Raw genomic sequence first — 14,617 nt, forward strand, 5'->3', positions numbered from 1 at the left:
ACTCCCCAAGTTGGTTCAGTTGACCCCGTCTAGTGCGAGGCATGGAAAATCCGGCCCAATGCGGCAGGTGCGCTGCTCTTGTCGGCCGAAAGGATCACAAGCACAAGGATAGTGATGATGTAGGGTGACATTGCCAGATACTCGACAGGAATGGCAACGCCCGCTGCTTGCAAATTCAGCTGCAACACGGTGATGCCGCCAAACAAATAGGCACCCAACAAGGCGCGCCAGGGTTTCCAGCTGGCAAAGACCACCAGCGCAAGCGCGATCCAACCGACACCGGCGGTCATCCCCTCGGTCCATTGGGGCACTCGGATCAGGCTGATATAGGCCCCACCTAGGCCTGCGCAGGCCCCGCCAAACAGGATCGCCATGATGCGGATTTTGATGACTTTGTATCCCAGCGCGTGTGCCGCGTCGTGATTTTCGCCAACCGCGCGCAGGATCAGACCGACGCGGGTGTATTTCAGGGTGGCCCAAACCGCGGCCGTCAGCGCGATACCGACATAAAGGATCGGATCATGCTGGAACAGGATCGGTCCAATCACGGGGATATCGCTGATCAGCGGGATGTGAATATCCTCCATGCTGGGCGGTTTGACCCCGACATAGCCCTGGCCCATCAGCGCGCTGAAACCGAGACCGAACAGGGTAAGCGCCAGACCGCTGGCCACCTGATTGGCCAGTGCGACCTGTGTCAACAGCACAAACAGCAGCGACAGCACCGCGCCGCCGATAGCCGCAGCGACAAAGCCCAGCCAGGGTGATCCGGTTTCGACCGAGATCGCAAAACCACTGATGGCGCCGACGATCATCATCCCCTCAACGCCGAGGTTCAGGACGCCTGCTTTCTCGACGACCAGCTCTCCAATCGCGGCCAGCAGCAAGGGGGTTGCGGCGACCATCAGCGAGGCGACCAGAAGAACGGGATTGATTTCACCAAGGTCCATTACGCTACCTCGCTACGGGCCGCACGGATGCGGTAGTTTGTCAGAAGATCGAAGGCCAGCAGGAAGAACAGGAGCATGCCCTGAAATACCTGAATGGCTGCGGCAGGCAGACCCAGCTGAGACTGGGCGATTTCGCCGCCAATATAGGTCAGGGCCATCAGACCTCCGGCCAGCAGGATGCCCACCGGATGCAAGCGGCCCAGAAAGGCCACGATGATCGCGGTAAAGCCATAGCCTACGTTAAAGTCGATGCTGACCACGCCCGAAGGTCCCGAGACCTCGAACATCCCCGCCAGACCGGCCAGCGCGCCAGACAGACCCAGACAGAACAGGATCAGCCGCGCCGGGTTCACACCGGCGAACTTGGCCGCGCGGGGCGCTTCACCTGTTAAGCGAATGTGAAAGCCCAGCATGTGGCGGTTCAGCAGGATATAGGCAAAGATCACAGCGATCAGCGCTGTGACAACGCCCCAGTGCATCCCTGATCCGGCAATTAGTTCAGCATTATGGGCGCTTTCATAGGATTGCAGGTTGCGCGAGCCGGGAAAACCGAACCCTTCGGGGTTTTTCAGCAGACCCAGTGAGACCGAGGCCAGCATCTGCTCGGCCACATAGACCAGCATCAGTGAGACGAGGATTTCGTTGGTCCCGAACCGCACCTTGAGAAAAGCGGGGATCATCGCCCAAAGCCAGCCGCCGAATGCACCCGCGATGACCATGATCGGAAAGACGTACCAAGCGTCCAGAGGGTAGAAAGCCAGACCGGCACCTGCGCCGAAAATGGCACCCATGATGTATTGCCCTTCCGCCCCAATGTTCCAGATCCCCGCGCGAAAACCGAGCGACAAACCTATGGCGATCAACACCAAAGGCGCACCTTTCACCAGCAATTGCGGGCGATAATAGAACGCGAACTCGCCAAAGAGCGGTTCCCAGAAAATGGTGCCAATGGCCTCGACCGGGTTTTTGCCCAGCAGGGCGAATAGAATTCCTCCAAACACCATTGTCGCGATCACGGCAACCAGAGGGGTCGCATAAGACCACGCCTTAGACGGCTGAGGCCGTTTCTCCAACACAATCATCGGCTCATGACCCCCGTCATCGTTCTTTGTTTTGAATCAGACATGGGCCACCTCCATGCCGTGCGCACCGCCCATCATTAGGCCGATCTCGTCAACGGTCAGGCCGGTGGTTTCGCGTGGTGCGCTCAGCCGCCCTTCGTTCAACGCGGCAAAACTGTCCGAGATTTCCATCAACTCGTCCAAATCCTGGCTGATGCAGATGACGGCTGTTCCTTTGGCTGCCAAATCCAGAATAGCTTGTCGGATCGAGGCTGCGGCGGCAGCATCCACGCCCCAGGTTGGCTGGTTCACCACCAGCACGTCCGGGTTTTGCAACACTTCGCGACCGATCACGAATTTCTGCAGATTCCCGCCAGACAGTGACCGAGCCGCGTTTTCAGGCCCCGGTGTGCGCACGTCAAAGGCGCTAATGATCTTTTCCGCGAAACTCTTGGTGTCCGCCCACTTCAGGAACCCATTATTCTCCAACCCTTCACGCACCGATCCGGTCAGCAGGGCGTTTTCAGTCAGGCTCATATCCGGAGCGGCGGCATGGCCCAGCCGTTCCTCGGGCGCGGTCAGCACGCCCAATTTGCGGCGTGCGGTGGGGCCGAGTTTGCCGATCGGCTGCCCATTGAACTTGATCGCGTCCGCCGTGGTCGTGATTTCGCCCGACAACACGCCCAATAGCTCGTCCTGACCGTTCCCGGCGACGCCGCCGATGCCCAGCACCTCACCTTTGCGTACCGTCATGTGGACGTTCTTCAGCGCCGTACCGAACTCCGACGGCGAGGGCACTGACAACCCGCTGACGTCCAGTGCCACTTCGCCGAACTCACGCCCTGACCGTTCCGGGGTTTGCAGGGTTGAGCCGACCATCATCTCGGCCATGTCCCGCGCCGAAGTCTCAGCCGGAACACATTCGCCGACATTCTTGCCGAGGCGAAGGATCGTCGCGTGATCGCACAGCGTCCGGATCTCTTCCAGCTTGTGCGAGATGTACAGGATGGATGTCCCTTCCGTACGCAATTTATTCAGCGTTTCAAACAGGATATCGACTTCCTGAGGGGTCAGAACCGAGGTCGGCTCATCCATGATCAGAAGCTTTGGATCTTGCAAAAGACAACGAATGATCTCGACGCGCTGACGCTCACCAGCAGACAGATCACCAACGGTGCGATATGGATCAAGCGGCAGGCCATAGGTCTCAGACACTTCGCGGATACGCGAGGCGAGATCGCCCATGGGGGGTGGGTTTTCCATCCCGAGCGCGATGTTTTCGGCCACGTTCAACGCGTCGAACAATGAGAAATGTTGGAACACCATCGCGATCCCGTCCGCCCGAGCGGCGCGGGGTTCGGGCGGGGTGAAAGTCTGACCGCGCAGCAGCATCGTGCCGCTGTCGGGTTTCACCAGCCCATAAATCATTTTCACCAGCGTGGATTTGCCCGCGCCGTTTTCGCCCAACAAGGCGTGAACTTCGCCTTCACCGATGTCGAAAGACACCTGATCATTGGCCACGACGCCGGGATAGGCCTTGGTCAGCCCTTGCAAGCTTAGCAGTGGAGTGGTCACGCGCTCAGGTCCTTCTTTAACTCAGTCTGCCGGGCCGGACGCAATAGTTGCGCTGCGACGCCGACGGCGATCATATGCGGGTGCTTGCCCAAGCCGGGCTCGCCGATCGGGCAGGTGATCCGGCTGATCCGTTCGGGCGAATGCCCGAGCGCTGCCAACCGCGACCGGAATCGCGCCCATTTCGTAGCCGAGCCGATCAGCCCCGCAAACCCGAAACCGTGCGTCAACAGGCGGTTACACAGCTCCAAATCCAGATTGTGCGAATAAGTAAGCACAAGATGCTCGGCATCGGTCGGTGCATGGCGAACCAACTCGGCCGGCTTTGCCGCTGGAACTGTGGTCACTCTGGCTGGAACGCTTTCTGGGAAACGCTCGGGACCTGTGTCGACCCATGTGATTGCGAGATCTGGCAGCGGTGCCAGAACATCCACCAGCGCGCGACCTACATGGCCCGCGCCCCAGATCCACAGGTCTCGCGTGGGCTTGTGAACGGGTTCTACCATCCAGCCGTCGAGCATTTGCGGTTCGGGGGCAATACCTTGAGCACGCGCCGATGCCAGCAGGCGCTTGACGGACAGTGGCGCGTCTCCACCCGATGGCGACCGGGCGACTACAGTGCCGTCCAGCGCGTCAACGGCATCACGGTCGTAGACCTCGCTCAGCAAGGATACCGCGCCACCGCAGCACTGCCCCATGTCGGGGCCAAGCGCGTGATGCGTCAGGCGACAAGGCGATTTTTGGCTGCGCGCGGCCTCGGCGGCTTGATATTCCAGTGTCCCGCCGCCGATTGTTCCGCTTTGCCCATCCTTCCAGACCAGCATAGCAGCCCCAATCTCGCGCGGAGACGATCCTTTGATCCCGGCGACAACCACCCGGACAACCGTTCCGTGGGTTTTAACCGCCTCCCTCAAAGCCTCCAGATCAAATCCCATCAGATGCCTCCCTTCATCCTTTGGACGCCGCGCCAGACCTCTTCTGCCGTGGCAGGTGCATCCAGCGCAGGGTATGCATCGCCGCAGGCCGCGACCGCGTTGGACAAGGCCAACCAGGCCGAGATGCCGAGCATGAAAGGTGGCTCGCCCACCGCCTTCGAGCGGTAGATCGTGTCTTCGCGGTTTTCGCCGTCCCAAAGTGCTACGTTGAAGATGTCGGGCCGGTCCGAGCAGGCGGGGATTTTGTAGGTCGAAGGCGCGTGCGTGCGCAGATTGCCCTTGCCGTCCCAAACCAGTTCCTCAGTTGTCAGCCAGCCCGCACCTTGCACAAAGCCACCTTCGACCTGCCCGATATCCAGTGCGGGGTTCAGCGATGCGCCCGCGTCATGCAGGATGTCGGTGCGCAGAATGCGGTTCTCGCCGGTTAGGGTGTCGATCGCCACTTCGGTGACGGACGCCCCATAGGCGAAGTAGAAAAACGGACGGCCTCGGCCTGCGATCCGGTCCCATTCGATTTTGGGGGTCTTGTAAAACCCGGTCGCCGATAGGCTGACCCGGCCCTGATAGGCCAGCGCGGCGGCTTCGGCGAAGGGATAGCGCTCCTCACCAATTGAAACGTGGCCGTCGCTGAACGTGACTGCCGATGGATCGGCCTGATGCCGCTCGGCCAGATAGTCGGCCATTCGGTCACGGATCGTGTCGCAAGCCGCTTTGACCGCCATTCCGTTCAGATCACTGCCCGAGGATGCCGCTGTGGCTGACGTATTCGGCACCTTGGCAGTATCGGTGGCGGTGATCTTGACCGTCTCAAGCGGAATGCCAAACCGGGATGCAGCCACTTGCGCGACTTTTTGGAACAGGCCCTGACCCATCTCGGTGCCGCCATGGTTCAGGTGGACCGAGCCGTCCTGGTACACATGCACCAGCGCGCCCGCCTGATTCAGGTGAGTCAATGTGAAAGAAATGCCGAACTTTACCGGAGAGAAGGCGATTCCCTTCTTGATCACCTTGTTTTCGGCGTTCCATTTCTCGATCGCAGTTTTGCGGACGGCATAGTCGCTGGATTTCAACAGCGCCTCAGTCATGCCGTGCAGCTCAAAGTCGCTAACCTCCATGCCGTAGGGCGTTGTGTTGCCGCCTGCGGGCAGGGGGCGTACGGGGGCATCTCCCATCTCAACCGCGCCACGGCTGGTGAGATCCTCATGCGGATCGGGATGACCCAAGGGTTTTTCAACCTGTTCAACCTCGGCCACCTTGTGCGCAGGTTCATAAAAGTTGCGTCGGCGCAGCTCGACCGGGTCCAGACCCAGCTCATGCGCGGCGTGGTCCATCACACGTTCGATCCCGACCATACCCTGAGGGCCTCCGAACCCGCGATAGGCGGTGGCGGATTGGGTATTGGTTTTCAGCCGGTGACTCTCGATCCGTGCATTTGGCAGCAGATAGGCATTGTCAGAATGCAGCATGGCGCGGTCGGCCACGGGCAGGGACAGGTCCTGCGCCCAGCCACAAATGGCATAGTGGTGGAAGGAGACGCCCTGAATGTGACCGTTCTCATCGAACCCGGCCTTGTAGGCGATCCGGAATGCATGGCGTTTGCCGGTGATGATCATGTCGTCATCGCGGTCATAGCGCATCTTGCAGGCTTTGCCTGTCGCCCGCGCGGCGATGGCACAGGCGACGGCCAAAGCGTTGCCTTGACTTTCCTTGCCGCCAAAACCTCCGCCCATCCGGCGGGTTTCGACGCGCACCGCGTGCATCGGAACGCCCAAAGCGTCGGCCACCTTATGCTGAATCTCGGTGGGGTGTTGGGTCGAGCTGTGAACCAGCATATCCGCGCCCTCATTGGGCACCGCCAATGCCGCCTGACCTTCGAGGTAGAAATGCTCCTGCCCGCCGAGTTCGAATGTGCCGTCGATCACGTGGGCCGCACTTGCAATCGCTGCGTCGGCGTCGCCCTTGGCGTAGATGCGCGGGCCGTCCTCGAACCGGCTGTTGGCGGCCAATGCGTCTTCGACCGTCAGGATCGGTGTCTCTTCGGCATAGTCGATCTTGCCCAGCCGCGCTGCCTTTCGGGCCGCGAGATGGCTGGTGGCGACCACCAGAAATACCGGCTGGCCGATATAGTGCACCGTGCCGTCCGACAGCAGCGGCTCATCGTGAATCGAGGGTGAGACGTCGTTGGCATAAGGCAGGTCGTCGGCGGTCATGACCATAACCACGCCGTCAGCGGCTTTTACAGCGGATAGGTCCATCGCGGTGATCTTGCCCTTTGCGATGGGGCTCAGGCCGAAGGCGAGATGCAGCGTGCCCTTGGGCGTCGGGATGTCGTCTACATAACGCGCTGCGCCTGCAACATGCAGTGGGGCTGCGTCGTGGGGGAGGGGTTTGGTCACGCTCATGCCGAAACCTCCAACACGTTGGTCACTTCGCCCTGATCTTCTAGGAAATAGCGTTCGAGCATCGCCTTGGCGGTTTCCAACCGATAGGCGGCCGACGCGCGCATGTCCGATAGGGGTTGGTAGTCGTCAGCAAACGCGGGCAGAGCGGCCGTGATGGTCTCAGGCGTCCAGGGATTGCCGATCAACGCGGCCTCTACTTGAGTGGCCCGTTTCGGAATGCCCGCCATACCGCCGAACGCAATGCGCGCCTGCGTGACCTCGCCGTCCGACACTGTGATGTTGAAACACCCGCATACGGCCGAGATATCCTGATCGAACCGCTTACTCAGCTTGTATGTCTTCAACCGGTCGGGCTGACGCGGGAAACTGACCGCTTCGACAAACTCTCCGGGCGCGCGGTCTTGCTTGCCGTATTCTAGGAAGAAGTCTTCCAGCAGGATCGACCGGCGGGTTTCGCCCTTGCGCAGATGCAGCGTTGCGCCCAAGGCGATCAGGGCAGGCGGGTTGTCACCGATGGGCGACCCATTTGCGATATTGCCGCCGACGGTGGCCGCATGACGCACCTGAACGCTGGCGTAACGACGGATCATCTCGGCATAGGACGGATGGATGTCTTCCAGCGCCGCACCCATGCGGTTCATGTCAACCATGGCACCGAAACGGATCTCTTGGTCAGTGATCGAGATTTGCTTCAAGTCTTCGCAGCGGTTGAGGAATATCACCGGGTCCAGATCGCGCAGTTGCTTGGTAACCCAAAGACCCACATCGGTCGCACCGGCAATCAACGTCGCGTCGGGGTGCTGAGCGTAAATCTCAGCCAATTCGTAGGACGAACTGGGCAACATCGGTTGTGAGGGTGCGGCGATTGGCTTGTCTTTAACCCAGACCGGGACGGGCTTGTCTTCAACCGCTTGGGCCGCGCGGACAATCGGAGCGTATCCGGTGCAGCGGCACAGGTTCCCGGCAAGCTGCGTGTCGTGGTCGGTCGCACCGTTCGTGTGGCCCGCCACCATCGACATCACAAAACCGGGCGTGCAGAACCCACATTGAGAGCCATGCAAGTCGACCATCGCTAGCTGAACCGGGTGGGCCTCGCCGTTCGGTCCGCTGGCCCCTTCCACGGTGCGGATGGCTTTGCCATGCAATTGCGGCAGGAACAGAATGCAGGCATTCAGCGCCTTGGCCCCGTCTTCGTCGGTCACCATGACAGTGCAGGCGCCGCAATCGCCCTCATTGCAGCCTTCCTTTGTACCGGTCAGATCGCGATCTTCCCGCAGCCAATCCAGCAGGGTGTCTGTCGGATCAACATCCGCCAGTTCCACTGTCTCTCCGTTCAGAAGAAACGTGATATTCATTCGAGAAACCCGTCGCGTTACCCTGTTGCGCCCGTTGGGCCCTCCTTCGATGCGACGTAGAAAGAGCGGCGGGCGAATTGCTTGCCATTGGATGTTAGAAACAGGGCAGGTTATCTGGCAAGAAAAACTGCCTATTTAATGCACCATTGCGCGGGAGCGGGGCCAAATCACTTGGCGTGTTTAGCGTTCAGGTGGCTGAATTCAAAGTATTTTCCCATTATCACTCGTAGCCCGTCCCGAAGCACCTTCTGAAAAAGCCGAATAATCTTTGGCGATTTTTTAGGCAATTCGAAGGTGCGGTTCCGTCTTTTTCTGCGCCGCTTGCTAGGATAGCTTCGGCGACATGAGCAGTTCCACCCGATTCATTCACCTTCGCGTTCACACTGAATATTCCCTGTTGGAGGGGGCCGTGCGGCTGAAAAAGCTGCCGGGGCTGTGTGAGAAAATGGAAATGCCTGCCGTTGCGGTGACGGACACCAATTCAATGTTCTCGGCGTTGGAGTTTTCCGTCTCTGCCAGCGGCGCAGGTATACAGCCGATCATGGGATGCCAGGTCGATCTGACCTATGTGCAGGCGCAGCCGGGGGAAAAGCCCAAAGCTCCCGCGCCACTGGTGCTGCTGGCGCAGTCCGAGGTGGGCTATGAGAACCTGATGAAGCTCAGTTCGTGCCTCTATGTGGACAAGGGCGGGCAGTTGCCGCAGGTCACGTTGGAAGAGTTGGCGGATCGGTCCGACGGCCTGATCTGTCTGACCGGGGGACCGGACGGTCCGGTGGGACTGCTATTGCAGCAGGGCCAGCGCCCGGCAGCCGAGGCTTTGGTCGATCGTTTGGCTCGAATATTCCCCGATCGTCTATACGTCGAGTTGCAGCGCCATCCGGGCGAGGACGGACAGCCCGAGGCCGAACGCCTGACCGAGCGCGGCCATGTTGAGATGGCGTATGCCAAGAACCTACCGCTGGTTGCCACCAACGATGTCTACTTCCCGACCTCAGATATGTATGAGGCGCATGATGCGCTGATTTGCATCGCTGAAGGCGCATATGTCGATCAGCAAGAAGGCCGCCGCCGCCTGACCGCGCAGCATTATTTCAAGTCCCAACAGGAGATGGTAACGCTCTTTGCCGATCTGCCCGAGGCGATTGAAAACACGGTTGAGATCGCGCGTCGTTGTGCCTTTATGGCCTATCGCCGCGATCCGATCCTGCCGAAATTCGCTGACGACGAGGTGGCTGAACTGCGCCGCATTGCCAATGATGGCTTGCAGAAACGTCTGGCGGTGATCCCGCACGCGGTGACACCTGAGGAATATCAGGAACGGTTGGATTTCGAGCTGGGTATCATCGAGGGCATGGGGTTTCCCGGGTACTTCCTGATCGTTGCGGATTTTATCCAATGGTCCAAGGATCATGATATCCCTGTGGGTCCGGGGCGGGGCTCGGGCGCGGGCTCGCTGGTGGCCTATGCGTTGACGATCACGGACCTTGACCCGCTGCGCTACTCGCTGCTTTTTGAACGGTTCCTGAACCCCGAGCGGGTCTCGATGCCCGACTTCGACATCGACTTCTGCATGGATCGCCGCGAAGAGGTGATCCGTTACGTGCAGCAGAAATATGGGCGTGACAAGGTGGGGCAGATCATCACCTTTGGTGCGCTGCTGTCGAAAGCTGCCGTGCGCGATATCGGGCGGGTCTTGCAGATGCCTTATGGGCAGGTGGATCGCCTGTCCAAGATGATCCCGGTGGAGGGCGTTAAACCTGTCTCCATCGAAAAGGCGCTGAAAGACGAACCCCGCTTGCGCGAAGAGGCACGCAACGAAGAGGTTGTCGAACGCCTGCTCACCTATGGCCAACAGGTCGAAGGGCTGCTGCGCAATGCTTCGACCCACGCGGCAGGGGTGGTGATCGGAGATCGCCCGCTCGATGCGCTGGTGCCGATCTATCAGGACCCGCGCTCGGATATGCCCGCGACGCAGTTCAACATGAAATGGGTGGAACAGGCGGGGCTGGTCAAGTTCGACTTTCTGGGTCTTAAGACTTTGACCGTGATCCAGAACGCGATGGATTTGATCTTCAAATCCGGGCGCGATCTTCACATCGCACCCGATGGCACCGAGCTTTATGAACCCGCCGAAGGCGCGGTGAATGAGATCAACGCCATCCCACTGGATGATGAGGCGACGTACAAGCTCTATTCGGCGGCCAAAACGGTTGCGGTGTTCCAGGTGGAATCCTCGGGTATGATGGATGCCCTCAAGCGGATGAAGCCGGACTGTATCGAGGATATCATCGCCCTCGTCGCGCTCTACCGTCCCGGCCCGATGGAGAACATCCCCAAGTTCTGTGAGGTCAAGAACAAGCTCAGTGAACGCGACACACTACACCCGTCCATTGATCACATTCTGGACGAAACCCAAGGCATCATCGTCTATCAGGAACAGGTGATGCAAATCGCGCAGGAAATGGCGGGTTACAGCCTTGGCGGCGCGGATCTGCTGCGCCGCGCGATGGGTAAAAAGATTCAAGAGGCGATGGACGCCGAGCGGCCCAAATTCCTCAAGGGTGCCGCCGAGAACGATGTCGACGAGGCCAAGGCGACCGAGGTCTGGAACCTGTTGGATAAATTCGCCAACTACGGCTTCAACAAATCCCACGCGGCGGCATATGCGGTGGTCAGCTATCAGACCGGTTGGCTGAAGGCGAACCATCCGGTTGAGTTCATGGCAGGCGTCATGAACTGCGATATCCATCTAACCGACAAGCTGGCCGTCTATTTCGAAGAGGTCCGCAAAGGGTTGGAATTGCCCTATGTGCCGCCTTGCGTGAATCGATCTCAATCGACCTTTGACGTGGTGAACGGCGAACTGGTTTATGCGCTGGGCGCGCTCAAGAATGTGGGCGTCGAGGCGATGAACCTGGTGGTTGAGGGGCGACGCGTCGGAGACGCGCAGGATGAAATGAGTGACAAGCCGTTCGTCAACCTGTTCGACTTCGCCCGCCGGGTCGATCTAAAGAAAGTCGGCAAACGCCCTCTGGAAATGCTGGCCCGCGCCGGAGCGTTCGATCAACTCGACAAAAACCGCCGCCGCGTGTTCGAAAGCCTCGATCCGCTGGTGCAGTATTCGGCGGCGGTCCACGAACAGAAGAACTCGAACCAGGTGTCTCTGTTTGGTGAGGCGGGGGATGACTTGCCCGAGCCACGTCTTTCGCTGTCACCGGATTGGTTGCCTGCTGAGCGGCTGAGCGAAGAATTCAAAGCCATCGGTTTCTATTTGTCCGGCCATCCGTTGGACGACTATATGCCCGCCTTGAAACGGAAAAAGGTCATGACCTTGGATGAGGTGACCGAAAAGGCACGCTCTGGCCCATTGATCGCGAAAATGGCCGGTGTGGTAGCCGGGCGGCAGGAACGGAAATCGGCGCGGGGCAACCGCTTTGCCTTTGCGCAGCTGTCTGATCCAACCGGTGCCTATGAGGTCACGCTATTTTCGGAAACATTGGAAAAGTCGCGTGAATTTCTGGAAACCGGCGCTCAGGTGGTTCTGACCGCTGAAGCGACGATGGAGGCGGATCAACTAAAGCTGCTGGGCCGCTCGGTGGGTCCAGTAGAGTCGGTTGTGGCCGATGCAGGCGCAGTCGGCCTGCGCGTATTCCTGGACGATGCGCACGTCATTCCGACGATGGCCAAGGTGCTCGAAGACGCTCAGGGCGCGGTCAAAAGACCGTCGAAAGGGCCGGTCCACGTCTGCCTGCTTGATCCATCCCTTCCGGGGGATGTCGAGATTGATCTGGGGCAGGATTTTGTCGTCAACCCCGAAGTCAAGGGTGCGATCAAATCTCTGGAGGGCGTGATCTCGGTCGAAGAAATCTGAGCCAACGCTTTGTTGCCTAAGGGGCAATGCAGGGCTAGGCTGAGCCCAGCTTGCATGTCACAGGAGGGCTTCGATATGGCATCATCAGGTTTAGCGTTCAGAACTCTTGCTTTGGCTTTGATTTCTTCTTTGACGTTTGCATCCGCCGGCCTGGCCGATGACAAGAAAAAAAATACAATAACGGGCGCTTTGGTCGGTGCCGGTGTAGGAGCCTTGGTCGGAGATGGCAAGGGCGCGGCAGTCGGCGGTGTGGCCGGTGCCATTATTGGACATAACTGGAAGTGAACGCGATGAAAATGAGCACTTTCAAAATTGCGATTTGCGCCATGCTGCTTGGTGCGCCGACACTCGTCGTGGCCGATGAGGCCGCGCAGCAGATGGTTCAGGATGCATTGCCCGTGATGCATTACACATGCGCCTCGATCACCGAAGAGGCGGACGGCGACGAAGCCTTTGTTGTGACCGTTGTCGAAAAGATGACGGCCCTGTCGCTCTATAATCGCCAGATCAATATTGAAGACCACGCGACCACGGATGAAGAAAAAGCCCAGCTGCGCGAAACTTTCATAGCCGCGCTGTCGGAAGGATGCGCCGCTGATAAGCATGCCCTGTTGGGCGGCGTTGTCGACAACGCCGTGAAATCGACGCTGGGATTTTGACCCGTCAGTAGTGGGGCGGGCGCTCATCTCCGTAGACGATCCCGCCCGAGCCTTCCTGCGCGCGTTCCGCCTCGCGTTGGAACAGCATCTCGACCCGGCGGGTGAGGCGGTCAATCTCGGCCTGTTGGTTTGTCACCACCGTGTTCAGCTCTTCGACCGTGCGGGTCAGATGGGCGATCTGTTCTTCCAGATGCAGCATTGGGCTCTCCTTCAACGCAGGTCATAGCGGCCCGTTTCAGTCAATGCCAGCGAAAGCGCGCCTTGCCCCGATGCGGGCCATGGGATAGACCGCGCGCGGAACATGAACCGCAAGGACGCCCCACATGGCCAAGCCCAAGAAACAGCCCCGCCCCAAGGCCGTCACGCCGAAAGGGTTTCGCGACTATTTCGGCCAGGAAGTCTCGCAGCGCACCGAGATGCTGCGGACGATTGCGGGCGTCTATCATCGCTATGGGTTTGACGCCTTGGAGAGCAGCGCGGTCGAGACCGTCGAGGCGCTGGGCAAGTTCCTGCCAGACGTGGACCGCCCGAACGAGGGCGTGTTTGCGTGGCAGGAATTTGACGATAGCGGCAATGGCGACTGGATGGCCCTGCGCTATGACCTGACCGCGCCTCTGGCCCGCGTCTATGCGCAGCACCGCAACGACCTGCCGACGCCTTATCGCCGCTATGCGATGGGTCCGGTCTGGCGGAATGAAAAGCCGGGGCCGGGGCGATATCGTCAGTTTTATCAATGTGATGCGGATACGGTAGGCACGGCCTCGATGGCCGCAGATGCCGAGATTTGCGCGATGCTGTCGGATACGCTCGAGACCGTGGGAATTCCACGCGGGGATTATCTGGTGCGGGTCAACAACCGCAAGGTTCTGAACGGCGTGCTTGAGGCGATGGGGCTCGGCGAAGACGTCGCAGCCCGTGATAACGTTCTGCGCACGATCGATAAGTTCGACAAGGTGGGCGAGGCTGGTGTGCGCGAATTGCTGACCAAGGGCCGATTGGACGCCTCGGGCGCGTTTATCGACGGCGTAGGCCTGAGCGAAGATCAGGCCGAGCCGGTGATTGCCTTCCTGACCTCGAAGGCTGCGGATACTGCGGGAACGCTGGCTAATCTGCGTGCCGCCGTGGGCGACAGCAAGATCGGCGCGGATGGGATTGCCGAGTTGGAACAGATCGGTGCCCTGCTGGATGCCGGCGGCTATGGGTCGGACCGGATCGAGATCGACCCTTCCGTCGTGCGCGGCCTGGGCTACTACACCGGGCCGGTCTATGAGGCCGAGCTGACGTTTGAGATTTTCGACGAGAAAGGCCGCAAGCGGCAGTTCGGGTCGGTCTCGGGCGGCGGGCGCTATGACGATCTGGTCAAGCGCTTCACCGGGCAGGAAGTGCCTGCGACTGGTATCTCCATCGGCGTAGACCGCCTGCTGGCGGCGCTCCGTGAAAAGGGGCGGATCGATGCCCAAGCCAAAGGCCCCGTGGTTGTCACTGTGATGGACCGAGACCGTATGGCCGATTATCAGGCAATGGTGGCTGAGCTGCGCAATGCAGGTATCCGCGCCGAGGTTTATCTGGGCAATCCCAAGAACTTTGGCAACCAGTTGAAATACGCGGACAAGCGGAACTCTCCGATTGCGGTGATCGAAGGGGGCGACGAAAAAGCGGGCGGGATCGTGCAGATCAAGGACCTGATTTTGGGTGCGAAGATCGCCGAAAGCGCCACTCTGGAAGAGTGGAAGGAACGCCCCAGCCAGTTTGAAGTATCGCGTGGCGATCTGGTCGCGAAAGTGCGCGAAATTCTGGACAGTCAGGACTAGG

Annotated in this window: 11 protein-coding genes; 4 read left to right on the forward strand and 7 right to left on the reverse strand. The window is 59.8% G+C overall.

The window, feature by feature from the left end:
• Nucleotides 1–29 precede the first annotated feature (29 nt).
• Genes ACR0CR_RS15675 through xdhA form a run of 6 tightly spaced genes read right to left on the reverse strand, consistent with a single transcriptional unit; the run spans nt 30 to nt 8,275 of the window.
• Nucleotides 30–950 (reverse strand): ABC transporter permease, encoded by a 921-nt coding sequence (locus ACR0CR_RS15675; protein ID WP_480600758.1) that lies wholly within the window; start codon nt 948–950, stop codon nt 30–32.
• Nucleotides 950–2,032 carry an ABC transporter permease gene (locus ACR0CR_RS15680; protein ID WP_480600761.1) on the reverse strand — a complete coding sequence of 361 codons (1,083 nt, stop codon included), beginning with the start codon at nt 2,030–2,032 and terminating at the stop codon, nt 950–952. Before ACR0CR_RS15680 ends, ACR0CR_RS15675 begins: the two co-directional genes overlap by 1 nt.
• Nucleotides 2,033–2,068: 36 nt before the next feature.
• On the reverse strand, nt 2,069–3,586 hold the full coding sequence (locus tag ACR0CR_RS15685) for an ABC transporter ATP-binding protein (RefSeq protein ID WP_480600763.1): 1,518 nt from the start codon (nt 3,584–3,586) through the stop codon (nt 2,069–2,071).
• The gene (gene xdhC, locus ACR0CR_RS15690; protein ID WP_480600766.1) at nt 3,583–4,518 is read right to left on the reverse strand and encodes a xanthine dehydrogenase accessory protein XdhC; all 936 of its coding nucleotides are present in this window, start codon (nt 4,516–4,518) and stop codon (nt 3,583–3,585) included. Before xdhC ends, ACR0CR_RS15685 begins: the two co-directional genes overlap by 4 nt.
• Nucleotides 4,518–6,920: a xanthine dehydrogenase molybdopterin binding subunit gene (xdhB, locus tag ACR0CR_RS15695; protein ID WP_480600769.1), complete on the reverse strand. Its 2,403-nt coding sequence runs from the start codon at nt 6,918–6,920 to the stop codon at nt 4,518–4,520. Before xdhB ends, xdhC begins: the two co-directional genes overlap by 1 nt.
• On the reverse strand, nt 6,917–8,275 hold the full coding sequence (xdhA, locus tag ACR0CR_RS15700; protein ID WP_480600770.1) for a xanthine dehydrogenase small subunit: 1,359 nt from the start codon (nt 8,273–8,275) through the stop codon (nt 6,917–6,919). The genes xdhB and xdhA overlap by 4 nt, the downstream gene beginning before the upstream one ends.
• 343 nt (nt 8,276–8,618) lie before the next feature.
• Between xdhA and dnaE the strand changes: the two genes are divergently transcribed.
• The 3 genes from dnaE to ACR0CR_RS15715 all read left to right on the forward strand — a co-directional run bounded on the left by dnaE (nt 8,619) and on the right by ACR0CR_RS15715 (nt 12,805).
• A complete protein-coding gene (gene dnaE, locus ACR0CR_RS15705) occupies nt 8,619–12,146 on the forward strand; it encodes a DNA polymerase III subunit alpha (protein WP_480600772.1) in 3,528 nt (1,175 codons plus the stop codon).
• Between the two features lie 75 nt (nt 12,147–12,221).
• Nucleotides 12,222–12,431: a YMGG-like glycine zipper-containing protein gene (locus ACR0CR_RS15710; protein ID WP_480600774.1), complete on the forward strand. Its 210-nt coding sequence runs from the start codon at nt 12,222–12,224 to the stop codon at nt 12,429–12,431.
• An 11-nt stretch (nt 12,432–12,442) separates the two neighbouring features.
• Entirely contained in the window at nt 12,443–12,805 is a 363-nt protein-coding gene (locus ACR0CR_RS15715; protein WP_480600776.1) for a hypothetical protein, read from the forward strand.
• 4 nt (nt 12,806–12,809) lie between these two features.
• On the opposite strand, the gene ACR0CR_RS15720 is transcribed toward ACR0CR_RS15715, so the two are convergent.
• Nucleotides 12,810–13,004 (reverse strand): SlyX family protein, encoded by a 195-nt coding sequence (locus ACR0CR_RS15720; RefSeq protein ID WP_480600778.1) that lies wholly within the window; start codon nt 13,002–13,004, stop codon nt 12,810–12,812.
• A gap of 124 nt (nt 13,005–13,128) precedes the next feature.
• On the opposite strand from ACR0CR_RS15720, the gene hisS reads away from it, so the two are divergent.
• Complete coding sequence (hisS, locus tag ACR0CR_RS15725) at nt 13,129–14,616, forward strand: histidine--tRNA ligase (RefSeq protein ID WP_480600780.1); 1,488 nt, start codon at nt 13,129–13,131, stop codon at nt 14,614–14,616.
• Nucleotide 14,617: the final 1 nt, after the last annotated feature.

This window comes from Ruegeria sp. AM2, assembly GCF_056540685.1.

Coding starts and splice junctions, on each gene's coding strand:
- ACR0CR_RS15715 (WP_480600776.1), top strand. CDS start 12,443: ATGAGCACTTTCAAAATTGCGATTTGCGCCATGCTGCTTGGTGCGCCG.
- dnaE (WP_480600772.1), top strand. CDS start 8,619: ATGAGCAGTTCCACCCGATTCATTCACCTTCGCGTTCACACTGAATAT.
- xdhB (WP_480600769.1), bottom strand. CDS start 6,920: ATGAGCGTGACCAAACCCCTCCCCCACGACGCAGCCCCACTGCATGTT.
- hisS (WP_480600780.1), top strand. CDS start 13,129: ATGGCCAAGCCCAAGAAACAGCCCCGCCCCAAGGCCGTCACGCCGAAA.
- xdhC (WP_480600766.1), bottom strand. CDS start 4,518: ATGGGATTTGATCTGGAGGCTTTGAGGGAGGCGGTTAAAACCCACGGA.
- ACR0CR_RS15720 (WP_480600778.1), bottom strand. CDS start 13,004: ATGCTGCATCTGGAAGAACAGATCGCCCATCTGACCCGCACGGTCGAA.
- ACR0CR_RS15710 (WP_480600774.1), top strand. CDS start 12,222: ATGGCATCATCAGGTTTAGCGTTCAGAACTCTTGCTTTGGCTTTGATT.
- ACR0CR_RS15675 (WP_480600758.1), bottom strand. CDS start 950: ATGGACCTTGGTGAAATCAATCCCGTTCTTCTGGTCGCCTCGCTGATG.
- ACR0CR_RS15680 (WP_480600761.1), bottom strand. CDS start 2,032: ATGATTGTGTTGGAGAAACGGCCTCAGCCGTCTAAGGCGTGGTCTTAT.
- xdhA (WP_480600770.1), bottom strand. CDS start 8,275: ATGAATATCACGTTTCTTCTGAACGGAGAGACAGTGGAACTGGCGGAT.